The 16,038-nt window shown below is 71.2% G+C and carries 16 protein-coding genes and 1 pseudogene; 12 read left to right on the forward strand and 5 right to left on the reverse strand.

Annotated elements, in window-relative coordinates:
* Positions 1-978: 978 nt before the first annotated feature.
* From J4H86_RS01115 to J4H86_RS01125, 3 genes are all read right to left on the reverse strand, one after another.
* Positions 979-1,626 (reverse strand): response regulator, encoded by a 648-nt coding sequence (locus J4H86_RS01115; RefSeq protein WP_236541328.1) that lies wholly within the window; start codon positions 1,624-1,626, stop codon positions 979-981.
* Positions 1,617-2,870: a sensor histidine kinase gene (locus tag J4H86_RS01120; RefSeq protein ID WP_236541329.1), complete on the reverse strand. Its 1,254-nt coding sequence runs from the start codon at positions 2,868-2,870 to the stop codon at positions 1,617-1,619. Before J4H86_RS01120 ends, J4H86_RS01115 begins: the two co-directional genes overlap by 10 nt.
* 71 nt (positions 2,871-2,941) lie before the next feature.
* Complete coding sequence (locus tag J4H86_RS01125; protein ID WP_236541330.1) at positions 2,942-3,724, reverse strand: 4'-phosphopantetheinyl transferase family protein; 783 nt, start codon at positions 3,722-3,724, stop codon at positions 2,942-2,944.
* Between the two features lie 133 nt (positions 3,725-3,857).
* On the opposite strand from J4H86_RS01125, the gene J4H86_RS01130 reads away from it, so the two are divergent.
* The 7 genes and pseudogenes from J4H86_RS01130 (at position 3,858) to J4H86_RS01160 (ending at position 8,544) form a co-directional block, all read left to right on the forward strand.
* Positions 3,858-4,037, forward strand: a complete 180-nt coding sequence (locus tag J4H86_RS01130) for a hypothetical protein (RefSeq protein ID WP_236541331.1) — start codon at positions 3,858-3,860, stop codon at positions 4,035-4,037.
* Positions 4,007-4,936: a DeoR/GlpR family DNA-binding transcription regulator gene (locus tag J4H86_RS01135; RefSeq protein ID WP_236541332.1), complete on the forward strand. Its 930-nt coding sequence runs from the start codon at positions 4,007-4,009 to the stop codon at positions 4,934-4,936. Before J4H86_RS01130 ends, J4H86_RS01135 begins: the two co-directional genes overlap by 31 nt.
* A 92-nt stretch (positions 4,937-5,028) precedes the next feature.
* Positions 5,029-5,787, forward strand: a complete 759-nt coding sequence (locus J4H86_RS01140) for a polyprenol monophosphomannose synthase (RefSeq protein ID WP_236543854.1) — start codon at positions 5,029-5,031, stop codon at positions 5,785-5,787.
* Positions 5,788-5,926: 139 nt separating this feature from the next.
* A pseudogene (locus J4H86_RS01145) lies at positions 5,927-6,630 on the forward strand (beta-ketoacyl-ACP reductase).
* 49 nt (positions 6,631-6,679) lie between these two features.
* Positions 6,680-7,444, forward strand: a complete 765-nt coding sequence (fabI, locus tag J4H86_RS01150) for an enoyl-ACP reductase FabI (protein WP_236541333.1) — start codon at positions 6,680-6,682, stop codon at positions 7,442-7,444.
* Positions 7,445-7,461: 17 nt separating this feature from the next.
* On the forward strand, positions 7,462-8,223 hold the full coding sequence (locus J4H86_RS01155) for an SDR family NAD(P)-dependent oxidoreductase (protein ID WP_236541334.1): 762 nt from the start codon (positions 7,462-7,464) through the stop codon (positions 8,221-8,223).
* A 168-nt stretch (positions 8,224-8,391) separates the two neighbouring features.
* Positions 8,392-8,544 (forward strand): hypothetical protein, encoded by a 153-nt coding sequence (locus J4H86_RS01160; protein WP_236541335.1) that lies wholly within the window; start codon positions 8,392-8,394, stop codon positions 8,542-8,544.
* A 381-nt stretch (positions 8,545-8,925) separates the two neighbouring features.
* Here J4H86_RS01160 and J4H86_RS01165 read toward each other — a convergent pair whose 3' ends face one another.
* A complete protein-coding gene (locus J4H86_RS01165) occupies positions 8,926-9,882 on the reverse strand; it encodes an aldo/keto reductase (RefSeq protein WP_236541336.1) in 957 nt (318 codons plus the stop codon).
* Positions 9,883-10,087: 205 nt separating this feature from the next.
* Between J4H86_RS01165 and J4H86_RS01170 the strand changes: the two genes are divergently transcribed.
* From J4H86_RS01170 to J4H86_RS01190, 5 genes are all read left to right on the forward strand, one after another.
* Positions 10,088-10,645 (forward strand): hypothetical protein, encoded by a 558-nt coding sequence (locus J4H86_RS01170; RefSeq protein ID WP_236541337.1) that lies wholly within the window; start codon positions 10,088-10,090, stop codon positions 10,643-10,645.
* A 98-nt stretch (positions 10,646-10,743) separates the two neighbouring features.
* Positions 10,744-11,067: a hypothetical protein gene (locus tag J4H86_RS01175; protein WP_236541338.1), complete on the forward strand. Its 324-nt coding sequence runs from the start codon at positions 10,744-10,746 to the stop codon at positions 11,065-11,067.
* Positions 11,068-11,422: 355 nt separating this feature from the next.
* Positions 11,423-12,145, forward strand: coding sequence for an MSMEG_4193 family putative phosphomutase (locus J4H86_RS01180; protein WP_236541339.1), 723 nt, complete (start codon positions 11,423-11,425; stop codon positions 12,143-12,145).
* A 9-nt stretch (positions 12,146-12,154) separates the two neighbouring features.
* A complete protein-coding gene (locus J4H86_RS01185; RefSeq protein WP_236541340.1) occupies positions 12,155-12,709 on the forward strand; it encodes a DUF3090 family protein in 555 nt (184 codons plus the stop codon).
* Between the two features lie 10 nt (positions 12,710-12,719).
* Positions 12,720-13,463, forward strand: a complete 744-nt coding sequence (locus J4H86_RS01190; protein ID WP_236541341.1) for an SCO1664 family protein — start codon at positions 12,720-12,722, stop codon at positions 13,461-13,463.
* Here J4H86_RS01190 and J4H86_RS01195 read toward each other — a convergent pair.
* Positions 13,448-15,952 (reverse strand): HAD-IC family P-type ATPase, encoded by a 2,505-nt coding sequence (locus J4H86_RS01195; RefSeq protein ID WP_236541342.1) that lies wholly within the window; start codon positions 15,950-15,952, stop codon positions 13,448-13,450. The two genes, J4H86_RS01190 and J4H86_RS01195, sit on opposite strands and share 16 nt — an antisense overlap.
* Positions 15,953-16,038: the final 86 nt, after the last annotated feature.

The raw sequence follows: 16,038 nt of genomic DNA on the forward strand, positions 1-16,038 counted from the left end.
ACGCGGCGCCGCGTCTGGACGTCGCCAGGGCCGTGCGGGGTGCGGGAGGTCCACTCCGCCGTATGGGCCCGACGCCGCCCCGGGACGGCGTCGCGTCGCGGTTGCTCCGTGCCGCGGTCGGTGTGGAACCACCGGTGGGGGTGCCGGATGGGAGGCTCGGGGTGTGCGCCGGGGTCGCGGGCGCGGGCGGGGTGTGACGGTCACGGTGGGGTCGAGACTCGTCACGTGGGCCGTCCGCGACGGTTAGGCGGCGTCGCGTCCGGCTGTCTCACCACAGTCGTGCGGGGCGCGGGAGGTTCCCCCCAGTGCACCGAGGACAGTGGGCAACCTCCGCACTTTCGCGTGGGTGCGGCGCGAGCCCGGGACGGTGTCGCGTCGCGGTTGCTCCGCGTCGGGTGTCGGTGTGGAACCGCCGGTGGGGGTGCGGGGTGGAAGCTCGGACGTGGGCGTGGCGGACCATGGGGTGTCCGAACGGTGTCGGACGCGGTGTGGCTTGGTGGTGGATGGTCTCGGCCGGGCCGAGACTCGTCACCTGGGCGGTTCTCAGAATGTCCGCGTCGCCGGGCCGTGCGGGTGCGGGAGGTCCACTCCGCCGTATGGGCCCGACGCCGCCCCGGGACGGCGTCGCGTCGCGGTTCCTCCGGGTCGGGCGTCGGTGTGGAACCGCCGGTGGGGGTGCCGGGTGGAAGCTCGGGTGTGGGTGCGGTTGTGGCGGGCCATGGTGTGTCCGAACGGTGTCGGACGCTGTGTGGCTTGGTGTGTGGATGGTCTCGGTCGGGTCGAGAGCCGTCACCTGGGCTGTTCGCGGTATGTCCGCGCCGCCGGGCCGTGTGAGGCGCGGGAGGTTCCACCGTCGTCGGTGGACGGTGGGGCCTCCGCACCACCGCGCGGGTGGGGACGCCAGCCCGGGCCGGCGTCGGTTACCGCGTGGGAACCCCCCGGCGTGTTCGATGGAGGGCGGCTCCTGTGCCCGTGGGGTCAGGCGCGGAGGAACGTAAGGACCGCGCGGACCCTTCGGTGGTGGTCGGTGTCCTCGGCGTGGAGGCCGAGTTTGGCGAAGATGCTACGGATGTGCTTCTCCACGGCGGGGTCGCTGACGACCAGGGCACGGGCGATGGACTGGTTGGAGTGTCCCTCGGCCATCAGGCCGAGGACCTCGCGTTCCCGGGGGGTGATGCCCTCCAGGGGGTCCTTGGCGCGGCGGCGCACCATCAACTGCGCCACCACCTGGGGGTCGAACACCGTTCCGCCGGCGGCGACCCGGTGCAGGCCCTCCATGAACTCCTCCACGTTGACCACGCGGTCCTTCAGGAGGTACCCGACGGCGCCCCGCGCGTCGGCGAGGAGGTCGTCGGCGTAGGACACCTCAACGTACTGCGACAGGATCAGCACCGGAGCGCCGGGAACCCGCTGACGGGCGGCGACCGCGGCCCGCAGGCCCTCGTCGGTGAACGACGGGGGCATCCGCACGTCCACCACCGACACGTCGGGGCGATGCTCGACGACGGCGGCGGTCAGACTGTCTCCGTCACCGACCTCGGCGACCACCTGACAGTCGAACTCCTCCAGGAGCCGGACAATCCCTGAGCGGATGAGCGAAGCGTCGTCTGCCACGACTACTCGCACGGAACCTCCATCGCGATCACCGTCGGACCGCCTGGGGGCGAGTCCACCACGAGGCCACCTTCCACCGCGCGGACCCGGTCGGTCAAACCGGCCAAACCGTGCCCCTTGGAGGTGTGCGCGCCACCGACACCGTCGTCCAGGATCGTCAACACCAGTCGGTCCCCGTCCTTGGCGAGGGTGATGGTGGCGGTGTTGGCGCCACTGTGCTTGGCGATGTTGGTGAGTGACTCAGCGGCGACGAAGTAGACGGTGTTCTCGACCGCCGGCGCGTACCGCCCGTCCGCGGTGATCTCCAGCTCGACCGGCACCGGACACCGGGAGGCGAGCGCGGCCAGGGCGGGGCTCAGACCGCGGTCGGTGAGGATCGGTGGCGCGATACCCCGCGACAGGGCGCGCAGTTCCTCCAGGGTGTCGCGGGTGGCGGCGATGGCGTCGGTCAGGGTCTCACCCGCCGCGTCCGGGTCCTTCGCCAGTTGGCGCTGGGCCCGGGAGAGCTCCATCGCCAGGTGGACCAGTCGCTGCTGCGGACCGTCGTGGATGTCGCGTTCCAGCCGACGCAGTGCCCCCGCCTCGGCCGACACCGCCGCGGCGCGGCTCTCCGAGAGGTCCGCGATGCGCTCCTGCATCTCGCCCACGGTGGTGAGCAGCACCCGGCCCAGACTGGCGCGGACCAGGGCACAGGCGCGTACTCCGTAGATCCACACCACCGTCAGGACCAGCCCGATGCCCACGTAGAAGAACGAGGACACGAGGTAGGAGTCGCCGAGACCCAGGAACTCGGGAAGGTCCTGGAAGTTGTCGCCCAACGTCACGCGCAGGATCCACCCGTACAGCGGGTAGGCGAGGGTCGCGATGGGGGCCGCGGTCAACGCGACGGTGAGCGCGAACGTGACGACCGACACAGGGAAGACCAGGATCCCGTACAACAGGTCCAGCCATCGCTGTCCGGATCGGACGATGTTCAGGGTTCGCCGGACCAACCCCGCACCCTCCGGTGCCTTGGGATAGTCGGGGTGCGCCACCGCGTATCCCAGCACGCGCGGAATCGCGTGCCGCTCCACCTCGGCGAACCCGCGCGCCATCATCAGCGCCAGAGCCAGGACGGCGAAACCGACACCGAGCACCAACGTCGCCGATCCCACCGCGAAGGCCGCGATCAACAGCGGGAAGGAGATGACCGACAGTGGGAACGTGCCGAGGATGTAGGCCGTGTCGGCCCAAACTCTGCGTCGTGCTGGAACCATGGGCCAATGCTAGGAACAATTCCGGGCGCCGAGTATCCAGGTAGTCGCGCCTCTTCGTGGTAGTGCCCGCCCTACCGTCCCGGGGCGTGCTCGGCGCGTCGGGACAGGAGTCCGGCGCCGTCGTGGTGGCGGGCACGGACCGGGTGTGGCGTGAGGGTCGCCAGGGCCGCGCGGTAGCGGGTGCCCGCGGAGAGGTCGGCCAACTGGACCGAGTCCGGAGCCGCGGCCGAGTCCCAGCGCACCACGCGGGCGGACTCCCGCGGACCACTCACCGTGATGGAGTTCAACCCACCGGACAGCCCCACGCCCGTCGCCTTCAGCAAGGCCTCCTTGCGGGTCCAGTAGGTGAAGAACGCCGCGGAGCGCGACGGGGAGGGCACCTGGGCGAGGTCCGAACGCTCCTGGTCGGTGAGGACGTAGGAGGCGAGGCCCTCGAGGTCGCTTTCGCCCTCACCACGGATCCGCTCCACGTCCACCCCGACCTCGGCCTCGGAACAGACGGCGACGGCCACCCAGTCGCCGGAGTGGGTGATGGAGAACTCCAGTCCCGCGGCCGCGCCCACCGGGCGTGGTTTCCCGTGCGGCTCGGTGCCGGAGCAGTGTGGACAGTCACGAATGTAGGAGACCTCGCCGGCCGGACAGTCGGCCGCCCGGGCCAGGCAGAGTCGGGCGAGCGCGTGGGAGACCAGGTAGCGATCCCTGTCCTCGGCCTTGAGGAAACGGCGGTGCCGTTCCCGCTCGTGGTCGTCCAACAGGGGGAGAAGCGCGGGCCGCGCCGAGGTCGGGGCGGCCCACCACACATCGCAGGTCACCGGCGCGCGCGACGCGCCCCTGCCGCCCGAGTTCTCGTCCACCCGTCCATTGTGCCGTCTCCCTCCGAGAACGCCGCCATGATCGGGTGTAAACCCCGGCGGGACGGGAATGTCCAGAAGCGGTCGGCACCCACACCGACGCGCAGGTCCACCCCCGACCTGAGGGAGGGCACGTATGTCCGTCGTCGAGATGTTCGGCACTGTGACACTGGTCGCGTTGACGGCCGCCGTGCTGGTTTTCGTCGCCACGTTGACGCGGGACCCCCGACCGGGCGTGAACCTCGCCGAGCGTGACACCGACGACGACGTGCCCGAGGTCACCGAATGGGAGAGCCACGCCTCTCCCCAGCGTTGACGCCGCGCTCCCGCCCCGACACGGCGACTAGGATCGCGGCATCGGCGTCGGGCGAAGCCGGGCCCGACCCGGACCAGCGGGAGAACTACGTGTCGAGCCACGCCGACAAACCCACCTTCGCCGCCGTTCGCCGTGACCGGATCCTCGAACTGGTGCGCTCGAACGGCACGATGGCGCTGCGCGACATCGCCACCCACGTGCGCGCCTCGGAGGTCACCGTCCGACGCGACATCCGCGCGTTGGAGGCCGAGGGACTCATCGACCGTCGCCGCGGCGGTGCCGCCATCCCCGGCCGGCTCGCCCGGGAAGCCGGCATGGTCGCCCGCGCACGGCGCCCCGCCACCGAGGAGCTGGCCATCGCGCAGGTGGCCGCCTCGATGGTCGAGGACGGAGACGCCGTCGCGATCGGCCCCGGTGCCGCGACCGAGGCCCTCGCCCGCGAGCTCGGCACCCGTAGCGACCTCACGGTGGTCACCAACGCGCTGCCCGTGGCCTCGGCCCTCGCGGCCGCGCCGGGGATCGACGTCGTCATGACCGGTGGGACACTACGCGGCTCGCTCATGGCCCTCGTGGGCAGCGCGGCCGACCAGGCGCTGACCGGCATCCGGGTGCGGCGCGCGTTCCTGGCGGGCGAGGGGATCAACGGCGACCGCGGCCTGAGCACCCCCAACCACGCGATCGCGGAGGTCGATCGGGCGATGGCCGACGCCGCCGAAGAGGTCGTCGTCCTCGCCGACCACACTCGTGTCGGTGCCGAGACCATGGTGCGCACCATCCCGCCGGACCAGGTGACCCATCTGGTGACGGACAGCCACGCCGACCCCGAGGTCCTGATGGAACTGGAGGAGCACGGGACGCGTGTCCACGTGGCGGTACTGGACTCCGACCTCGGTCAGTGACCGCCGTCGGCCCCCACCGACGACGGGGGCCGTGTCGGGGCGATCGACTAACGTGGATCCCCGCCGTGAATCCCAGATCCGCCGGAGTCGCCATGCCCGCCATCCCCCTGCCGCAGCCCTGGTCCCAGTCCCGGGTATGCGTGGTCGTCCCGACATACAACGAGGCGTCCAACCTGGGAGAGCTGATACACCGGGTCCTCGAGCTCCCGCTGCCCAACCTGCGGGTCCTGGTGGTGGACGACGCCTCACCGGACGGAACCGGTGAGATCGCCGACGCCTTGGCCACCGACCACCCCGACCGCGTCTCGGTGCTGCACCGCGCCGGCAAGGAGGGCCTGGGACGCGCCTACGTGGCGGGTATGCGTAGAGCCCTCGCCGACGGCGCGGACTACGTCGCCCAGATGGACGCCGACCTCAGCCACCCTCCGAGCTACCTCCCGCAGCTCCTGGGCACCCTGCTGGCGACGGGCGCCGGCGTGGTCATCGGCAGCCGGTACGTCCCCGGAGGGAGCCTCGCCCAGGACTGGGGAGCACACCGCCGACTCCTGAGCGGGTGGGCCAACACCTACCTCAAAACCGTGCTGGACCTGCCGATCCGTGACGTCACCGCCGGCTTCAAGCTGTGGAGCGAAGAGGCGCTCACCGCCATCGACCTCGACGCCGTCACCTCCACCGGCTACAGCTTCCAGGTGGAGATGCACTACCGCGCCTACACCCGGGGGCAGAAGATCGTGGAGATCCCGATCCACTTCTCCCAGCGCCAGACCGGAGCGAGCAAGATGGACCTCGGCGTGCAGGTGGAGTCGGCCCTGCAGCCCTTCCGCCTGCGCCGCCGGGCACGCCCCCGCTGACGTCCCGGAACCCGTTCCCGCCAGGGGTGGGAGCGGTGGGGGGCGTCGCCCCGGTTGGGCGTACTCGCTGGTAGCTCGATACGCTCTGGTCGACGTTCCCGCGTTCGACGCCGCGCAACCGCGGCCCCATGGAGGTGTGATGGAGCGCTCGGCACTGGTGACCGGCGGAAGTCGGGGTATCGGCCTTGCGATTGCCCAGGCGCTGGCAGCCGACGGCGACAAGGTCGCCGTGACCTACCGCACGGGCGAGGCCCCCGACGGGCTGCTCGGCGTGCACTGTGACGTGACGGACACGGCGTCGGTCGACGCGGCGTTCACCGAGGTTGAGGCGGCCCAGGGCCCGGTCGAGGTGCTTGTCGCCAACGCCGGTGTGACCAAGGACCAGTTGCTCGCCCTGATGAGCGAGGACGACTTCTCCTCCGTTCTGGACACCAACCTGACCGGCGCCTACCGCGTGGCCAAGCGCGCCGTGCGCGGATGATGCGCAAGCGTTTTGGACGCGTCATCCTCATCTCCTCCGTGGTGGGCCTCCTTGGCTCCGGCGGACAGGCGAACTACGCCGCGTCCAAGGCCGGCCTGGTCGGGTTCGGGCGCTCCCTCGCCCGTGAGCTGGGCTCCCGCAACATCACCGTGAACGTGGTCGCCCCCGGATTCGTCGACACCGACATGACCGCGCGACTGCCGGAGGAACGCAAGAAGGAGATCCTGTCCACCGTCCCGATGGGCCGCCTGGCCGAGAGCGAGGAGATCGCCGGAGCCGTGCGTTTCCTCGCCGGACCCGACGCCGGCTACATCACCGGGGCGGTCATCCCCGTCGACGGCGGGCTGGGCATGGGGCACTGACCCGGCCTTCCCCTCCCGTCATCCAGCAACCGACAAGAAACGGATACCCATGGGTCTCCTCGAAGGTAAGCGCCTGCTCATCACAGGGGTGCTGACCACCTCCTCCATCGCGTTCAGCGCGGCCCGCCTCGCCCAGGAACAGGGCGCCACCGTCGTGCTCACCGGCTACGGACGAATGAGTCTGGTGGAGCGGGTGGCGAAGAAGCTGCCCGAGCCGCCGCCCGTCATCGAGCTGGACGTGACCGACCCTGACCACCTCGCCGGGCTCGCCGACAAGGTTCGCGAGCACGTCGACGGGATCGACGGCATCGTGCACGCGGTCGCGTTCGCGCCGCAGACGGCCCTGGGCGGCAACTTCCTCAACACCGAGTGGGACGACGTCGCCAACGCCCTGCACGTCTCCGCCTACTCCCTGAAGTCGCTCACCATGGCGGCCCTCCCGCTCATGGAGGACGGCGGATCCGTGGTGGGACTGGACTTCGACGCGACCGTCGCCTGGCCCGTCTACGACTGGATGGGCGTCTCCAAGGCGACCATGGAGTCGGTGTCCCGCTACCTCGCCCGATACCTGGGGGAGAGGGACGTCCGCGTCAACCTCGTCGCGGCCGGCCCCATCCGGACCACCGCCGCCTCCAACATCCCCGGGTTCGAGGAGTTCGAGAAGACCTGGACCGAGCGAGCGCCGCTCGGATGGGAGCTGAAGGACCCCGAGCCGGCGGCCAAGGCGATCATCGCGCTGTTGTCGGACTGGTTCCCCGCCACCACCGGGGAGATCGTGCACGTCGACGGCGGCCTGCACGCGACCGGAGCCTGACCGAGGGGGCGGACACCATGGATCTGGGACTTCGTGGCGCGCGCGTGGTCGTCACCGGAGCGAGTCGCGGAATCGGACGGGCGATCGCTGAGGTACTCGCGGGCGAGGGCGCCGACCTGGCGATCTGCGCCCGTACCCCGCACACCGTGACCGAGACCGCCGACTCGCTCTCCGCGACCGGATCCACGGTGTTCGCCACCGCCCTCGACGTGTCCGACACCACCGCCCTGCGAAAGTTCGTCGGGGACGCGGCCGAGCGCCTCGGCGGCGTCGACGTCGTCGTGTCCAACGTGTCCGCCGGGGGTTCGGCCGCTCCGGACGAGTGGGAACGCAACTTCGGCGTCGACGTGCTCCCCCTCGTCACCCTCGCCGAGGCCGCGCGCCCCCACCTCGCGGCCTCCGAACGCGGCGGAGCGCTGGTGGCCATCTCCAGCACCTCGGCGCTGCACACGACGGCACCCGCCGGACCGCGCGCCTACGGTGCCCTCAAGGCCGCCGTCAACCACTACGTGGCGTCGCTCGCCCGCGACTGGGCCGCCGACGGCGTGCGGCTGAACACGGTGTCGCCCGGCCCGATCGAGTTTCCCGGTGGCAGTTGGGAACGGCGTCGCCGTGACCAGCCCGATTTCTACTCCGACGTGCGGGACCGCATCCCGATGGGACGGCTCGGTACCCCCGAGGAGGTCGCGCGGACCGTGGCGTTCCTGGCCAGCCCCGCGGCGAGTTATGTCACCGGCCGTAACCTCGTGGTCGACGGCGGCTTCCTCGACCAAGTGTGACCCGTCCCTGACGTGCGGCCGTCCGGAGAGCGTCGACCGGAACCGCGAGGTCGCGGCGGGAGACGTGCCGTCCCGGAAACCGCTGGGGACGGGTGCGGTCGGTCGTCCGGTTCGGCACTTGGCTCGAGGCGGCGGGGTGCGCTGTCCCCGGCGGGCTGGGGACACCGAGTGGCGCGGGGCGTGTACGTCCACGGGTGCGACACCGGCCGGGAGACGCGGGGCGTCGCTTTCCCGATCGGATCGGTGGGGGCGGGGCTGATCATCGGTGGCGCGTGGGTCGCCTCGGTCGTCCCGTTCGGCGCGTCGCTGGCGGCAGCGTGATCTCGCTCGACCGCGGTACGTTCTCCGGTCGCCGACGTCCCTCGTAGGGAGTGCCGGCTATGGCCGTTCAGCCGGCGGGGACCGGTGGTCGTGCCAAGGCCACTGGCGGCGCCCTGGACCGCGATGTCGCGACGGAGGACGCGGGCGATTCCCGGCCTGGGTCGTTCACGGGTGCGACACCAGTGGCGGGCTCTGGTGGCGGCGCGGGTGTGACGGGTGGGGCGCCTCTGTGGGCCGGGTCCGCGCGTCGCTGGCGGCGGCGGGAGCCTCCTGGGCCAGTATCACGTCGCCCGGCTACCCGCGACGCCCACTCGCCTGGGGGCGACGGCGCATGCCGTCGCCAGACGGTCCGGCGGGATTCCGGAGCGTGACTCGGGGGATTCAGTCGTCGATGCCCGACACGTCGCTGAGGGCCGATCGGATCTCCTCGGGCAGGGCCACCCGAGTCCCGTCCAGGGTCGCGGTGAGCTGTTCCGCGGTGCGGGCGCCGACCACGGCCGACGCGACCCGAGGCTGGTGCATCACCCAACTGAGCGCGACGGCCAGCGGGGAGACACCCAACCCGTCCGCGGCGGTGCACACCGACTCGACGATGCGGCCGCTGACCTCGTCCAGGTAGGGTTCCACGAAGCCCGACATCGTGCGTGACGCCCCACGCGACCCCACGGGGCGAGAGGACCGGTACTTCCCGGTCAGGACGCCTCGCCCCAACGGAGACCACGCCAACAGGCTCGCGCCGGCGTCGTCGACCGCGGGGAGCAGGTCCCGTTCCACCACGCGGTTGAGGAGTGAGTACTCCGTGCCCGCCGACACGACGGGAGAGCGTCCCTGGCTCGCCCCCGCGCGTTGCCAGGTCGCGATCTTCGCCCACTGCCAGGCCTCGACCCCGGCGACCCCCACGTAGCGGACGCGGCCCGACGCGACGGCGGTGTCCACCGCCGCCATGGTCTCCTCAACGGGGGTCGTGGGGTCGTAGACGTGGAGCTGCCACAGGTCGATGTAGTCCGTGCGAAGCCGGGAGAGCGACTGGTCCAGGGCCGACATCAGGTGGTGGCGCGAGGTGTTGTGCGGTCGGAACCCGCGGGGGGAGTGCCCCGCCTTGCTCGCGATGAGAACGTCGCCCCGACGGACCACCGAGGACGTGAGGTCACCGACGAGTCGCTCCGACGCTCCGTCGGCGTAGATGTCGGCGGTGTCCACGAGCGTGCCGCCCGCCTCCACGAAGGCCGCCAACTGGTCGGCCGCCGCGTCCTCTTCGACGTCCTTGCCCCAGGTCATGGTGCCCAGCGCGAGCTGGGAGACCCAGAGGCCCGATCCGCCGAGTTGTCGCTGCTCCATGCGGCGGAGCGTACCCCGAATCCGCGACACCGCCGTGGAGCCTCGCGCGCCGTCCACGTCCCCCACACCCCCAAACGGTCGCGTTTCCCACCCCGCGCACCGAGTCCGGGGTGCCGATCCTCACACCGAGCGGGGCACGATCACCACGTCTCAAGGGCGACCAACGTCGGAGCCACGGGGTGAGGTGGTGGTAGCGTGCCCGCCCATGAACGGTTTCGGTCACCGCACCCACGTCGACGACCCAGGTTTCCTGCCCAGCGTCACCCGGCACCCGCGCCTGGGCACGCTGCGACTCATCTCCCTCGTTGTGTTCGTCGTTCCCTGTGGGCTTCTCCCCGTGCTCGGCTTCCTCACCGTGCCCCCCGAGGGCGCGCTGGTGGATCCGTTCGCGCTTTTCCTGCCCGCCATGGGCCTCGGCGCGGTCGGGGTGGCCGCGGTGTTCCCCGTTCCCGCGTTGCCGGTCGACACTCCGCCGGAGGAGGCCGGCCGGACGTCCGCGGAGATCGTCCACAGCCGGACGTTCATTCGCCTGGCACTGTGTGAGGCGCCGGTGCTCTTCGGATTCGTCGCCACGTTCGTGACCAGGGAGAGCAGCCTGTTGCCGCTCGCGACGGGCGCCGTCGCCAGCGCGGTGGGCCTGCTCCTCGTCGCCGTCCCCCGCAGGCGCGTGCTGGAACGAATCCAGGACCAACTCGAACGCGACGGCGCGACGTCGCACATGTGGGACGCCCTGCTGGACACCCGAACCCAGACCACTCCCTAGGCCCGAGGCGTCCGACACCGGTCACGACCTGTCCGCTATCGCTCGGACACCCGATTCACGGACGGGGAGTCAGGGTGGCTTAAGTAGCGTCCCCGTCCATGACCGACATCCCCACCAGCCCACGCCATGCCGAACGCGACGATCCGGGATGCTTCACCAGTCTGTGGCGCGGACCCTCGCCGCTCCGCTCCCCGCGGATCCTCTCCGTCTTCGTGATCGCGGGCGTGATGGTCCTTCCCGCGTTCGCGTCCAACGTCGGTTCGTTCGACGGTGGCTTCGGGATCGACACGGGGCCGCTGCCGATGTACCTCATGGCGTTCGTGGCGGTGGTGATCAGCGCTCTGGTCCCGGTGCGGGCCCTGTCCGCGGACACCCCGCCGGACGAGCGCGGAAGCTGTCCGCCGAGCGTGTCCACGACGTGATCCTCATCAAGTCGGCTCTCCCCGTAGCGGCCGTGGCGTTGAGCCACACGGGAGCGGTCCTCTCGGAGCGCGGACTGGCGTCGATCCTCATCGGCGCCGTGGTGGGCCTCGGGGCATGGTCGTGTTCGGGCGTCCCACCCGGTGGGTCCCGATTCGTGTCCAGGAGCGGTCCTCTCGCGACGGAAGGGAGCCGCGTCCCACATGTGGGACGCGCCGCTCGAGCCGCCCCGGCTCGACCCTCGGTAGATCCTCGAACGCCCGCTCGCCCCAGCCCTCGGCGGGAAGGGACACGGCCGGCTGGTAGGGTCCCGGCCATGTCAGACGATGTGGGTCCCCACACACCGGGCCGTGGACGATGAGCGGCTCTGTCACGCTTCTTCTCGCGCGCCACGGCCTCACCGCGGAGACCGGGGTCAGCCTCGCCGGGCGCGCGCCCGGGCTGCCGCTGGACGACCGGGGGCGGGATCAGGCGGAGGCCCTGGCCCGTCGCCTGTCCACCCTCCGCCTGGACGCCGTCATCTCCAGCCCACTGGAGCGCTGCGCGGAGACCGCGGCCATCCTCGCCCGCGGAGCCGACACCCATCCCACGGTGCGGACCGACGAGCGGTTCCTGGAGCTCGACTACGGGGACTGGACGGGGCGGTCCCTCACCGACCTGTCCAAGGAGCCCCTCTGGCCCGTGGTGCAGGCGCACCCCAGCGCGGTCACCTTCCCCGCCGGCGAGGCGATGGCCGCCGCCGCGGCCAGGGCGGTGTCCGCCGTCCGCGACCACAACGCCACACTCGCCGCGCGCCACGCGAACCCGGTTTACCTGGTCTGTAGCCACGGCGACATCATCAAGTCCCTGCTCGCCGACGCGCTGGGCCTCCACCTCGACCAGTTCCAGCGGATCCAGGTCGACCCCTGCTCCCTGTCGGTGGTGCGCTACACCGCCACCAGACCGTTCGTGCTACGCGTCAACGACACGGGCGGTGCCGTCTCTGGCCTCGCCCCCGACGACACGACAGCGTCCGGGGACGCCGTCGTCGGTGGTGGAGGCGGCGGCTCGACTTCGCCGGATCGCCCGTCAACCGCGTAGGGTGCTGCCATGCCTGTGTACAGATACGACCCGCCGCAGCGGTTCGTGGTGGGGACCGTGGGGGAGCCGGGCGACCGGACGTTCTTCCTCCAGGCCGTCGACGCCGAGCGGATCACCAGCGTCGTGCTGGAGAAGGCTCAGGTCGCCGCGCTGGCCGAACGCGTCGAGGAACTCCTGGACGAGGTGCGACAGCGGTTCGGCGACGACCTCGCGGCGGATCCCGACGTCGACGACGCCCCCCTGCAACAGCCACTCGAGGAGGACTTCCGGGTGGGGCGGATGGCTCTCGCCTGGGACCCCGAGTCGAGCCAGGTCATCGTCGAGGCGCAGGAGGCCGCGGAGGAGACCGAGGGGAGCACCGAGGAGACCGACGTGTTCGCCGACGACTCCCCGCACGAGGTGCTGCGTGTCCACCTGACCGCCGGCGCCGCCCTCGCGTTCGCCAAGCGCGCACAACGGGTCGTCGCGGCCGGTCGGCCCAACTGTCCCCTCTGCGGCCAGCCCCTAGACCCCGAGGGCCACGTGTGCCCCCGCAAGAACGGCTACAAGCGCGTGTCCCTGTGAGTCACGACCGATGACCCTCTCCTTCGACGGTGTCGCCGGTCCCGACGTCGCGCCCCTGCTCGCCGACGGCACGATCGATCTCGTGGAACGCCTCACCGCGGCCTCCAACCAGACGTGGCTGGCGGTCCTGCGGTCCGGGGACGTCCAGGCCCGGTGCGTCTACAAGCCGATCGCCGGCGAGCGCCCCCTTTGGGACTTTCCCACCGGAACGTTGGCCGGGCGGGAGGTCGCCGCCCACCGCGTCGCGTGGTCGCTGGGCTGGCAGGTGATCCCCCCGACGGTGCTTCGTGACGGCCCCCTGGGCCAGGGCATGTGCCAGATGTGGGTCGAGACCGACCCCGAGGTCGACGTCATCGAGCTGGCGGGACGCCGCGACGATCCCGACCTGCGCCGGATCGCCCTACTGGACGCGGTCATCAACAACTCCGACCGCAAGGCCGGGCATCTGCTGGCGACCCCCGACGGCGCGATCCTCGGCTGTGACCACGGGGTGTCCTTCTCCGTGCGGTACAAACTGCGCACCGTGCTGTGGCAGTGGCGCGGGACCCCGATCCCCGCCGCGGACCGGGAGGCCCTGAACCGGCTCGCGGCCCGCCTGCGCGACCCCGCGAGTGACCTCAACGCGGAGCTCGCACCACTGGTGACCGCGGACGAGGTCTACGCCGCACGTCGGCGCGCGGAGATCCTGGCCGAGCACGGCGCCTACCCCTACCCCTCACCAGAGTGGCCGGCGGTGCCCTACCCTCCGGTCTGACCCCGCGTCACCTTCGGTGGCACCTCGGTGTCCGCCCCGCGTCCGCTGTCGAGGAAGCGGTCGTCCACGACCCGCACCACGGTCACCAGCAGCGCTCCGACCGCCCCGACGGTCAGGGCCAGGCTGACCTTCGCCGGGTCGCTCACGTCCAGAGCGAAGAACTCGCGCGCGAACGGCACCAGCATCACCCCGGTCAACGCAGCGGCCATACCGCCCACCAGGGCGACCTTCCACCACACGTAGGGTTTCGTCACCACCAGCAGCACCCACATGGTGACCACGCACAGCGTGATCAGCGCGGCGGTCCGGTCGCCGACGTCGGGCGCTCCGGCGTTGTCCAGGACCAGCAGGTAGGTCACCATCGTCATCGCTCCGGCGATGACACCGGAGGGGACGGCCAGGCGTAGGGTGCGGCGCACGAAGCCGGGGCGGGCCCGCTCGATGTTGGGGGCGAGCGCCAGGAAGAAGGACGGTATCCCGAAGGTCACCGCGTTGATCAGTGTCGCGTGCCGCGGGAAGAACGGATAGACCAGGCTCAACGCGCTCACGACCGACACCATCGTGATCGAGTAGATGGTCTTGGTCAGGAACAGGTTCGCGACCCGTTCGATGTTGCCGACCACACGGCGCCCCTCGGCCACCACCCGGGGGAGGGTGGCGAACCGGTTGTCCAGCAGCACCAACTGGGAGATCGAGCGTGACGCCGGGCTGCCCGAGCCCATCGCGACGCCGATGTCGGACTCCTTCAACGCCAGCACGTCGTTGACGCCGTCCCCGGTCATCGCCACCGTGTGCCCGCGGGACTGAAGGGCACGGACCATCTCCCGCTTGCGTTCCGGGGTGACCCGTCCGAAGACCGACCCCTCGTCCACCGCGCGGGCGAGCTCGTCGGGGTCGTCGGGCAGTTCACGGGCGTCGATCGGCGCGTCCGCCCGGGGCAGTCCGAGCTCACGGGCGACGGCCCCGACCGCCGTCGGGGTGTCCCCGGAGATCACCTTCACCTCGACTCCCTGGTCCCGGAAGTAGGCGAGGGTGCTCGCGGCGTCGGAGCGGACCCGCTGTTCCAACACGACGAGTGCGACCGGAAGCACGTGGCGCGGTGGCCGGGCCGGGTCCACCCGCCCCTGGGCACGCCCCAACAGCAGCACTCGCACACCCGTACCGGCCAGCTCCTCGGCCCGCACCGCGGCGGGGTCCCGCCGATCCACCAGGGCGTCGGGCGCCCCGATCACCCAGTGGTGTTCGCCTCCCTCGGTCTGGAAGCTCGTACCGCTCCAGCGTCGCTCGGAGGAGAACATGGCGATCGCCGTCACCGGCCACGGGGGCGCCTCGGGATAGGCCTCCGCGATCGCCGCCATACTCAGGTTCGGCCGTGGATCGGCCGCGGCGAGCGCCGCGAGCGCCACCTCGGGGGCCTCCGCCTCCGATCGTCCGCCGCGAGTGTCCTCCTCGGCGAGTTCCACGACGGCGGCGACCCGCATCCCCGCCTCGGTGAGTGTGCCGGTCTTGTCCACGCACACCACGTCGACCCGGGCGAGCCCCTCGATCGCCGGCAGCTCCTGCACCAGACACCTACGCCGGGCGAGGCGAATCACCCCCACCGCCAAGGCGATGCTGATCAGCAGCACCAGCCCTTCGGGGATCATCGAGACCAGACCGGCCACCATGCCGCGCAGCGCGTTACCGATCGGCCCGGACACGATCTGGGCGTAGGACTCGCCCACCAAGTTGGCGGCGTGACCGTGACCGAACAGTTGGCTGTAGATGAGGAGCGCGCCGGTGGGGAAGAGCAGCCAGGTGATCACCCGCAGGATGCGGTTCACCCCGGTACGTAGCTCGGAGGGTGCTTGGGAGTACCGGCTCGCCTCCTCGGTGAGGCGCGCGGCATAGGAACTGCGCCCCACGCGCGTGGCGCGGAACACACCCTGGCCCGCGACCACGAAGCTGCCCGACATCACCGGGTCGCCGGGACGCTTGTGCACCGGGTCGGACTCGCCGGTCAACAGCGACTCGTCGACCTCCAACCCCGAGGACGTGACCACCTCACCGTCGACCACCGCCTGGTCGCCCTGGGCGAAGTCCACCAGGTCGTCCTGGACGACGTCCTGCAGGCCCACCTCGACCGAGTGACCGTCGCGCACGACCCGTGGCCGTGCGGCGCTGACGATCGCCAACTTGTCCAGGGTGCGTTTCGCCCGCAGCTCCTGCACGATGCCGATCAGTGTGTTGATCACGATCACGAGCGCGAAGAGCCCGTCCTGGACCGGTCCGATGATCGCGATGATGGTGAACAGGACGGCGATCATCGCGTTGATTCGGGTGAAGACGTTCGCGCGGATGATCTGGCCCAGGCTGCGCCCGGACCGCAGCGGCAAGTCGTTGGCGCGGCCCGCCGCGACGCGCTCCGCGACGTCCGCGGCGCTCAGGCCGGTCAGCGCCACTTCCAGGGAGGAAGCGTCGTCCGTCTGATGCCTACCCCGCTGGGTCACGTTCGTCCTCCATCACAGTTCCCTCCCCGTCACCCCAAGCCCTACTCCACCCGGAACCGACGCTCACCAGCCGCGACCACCGTCGG

It is taken from the genome of Spiractinospora alimapuensis, from assembly GCF_018437505.1.
Lineage (GTDB): Bacteria > Actinomycetota > Actinomycetes > Streptosporangiales > Streptosporangiaceae > Spiractinospora > Spiractinospora alimapuensis.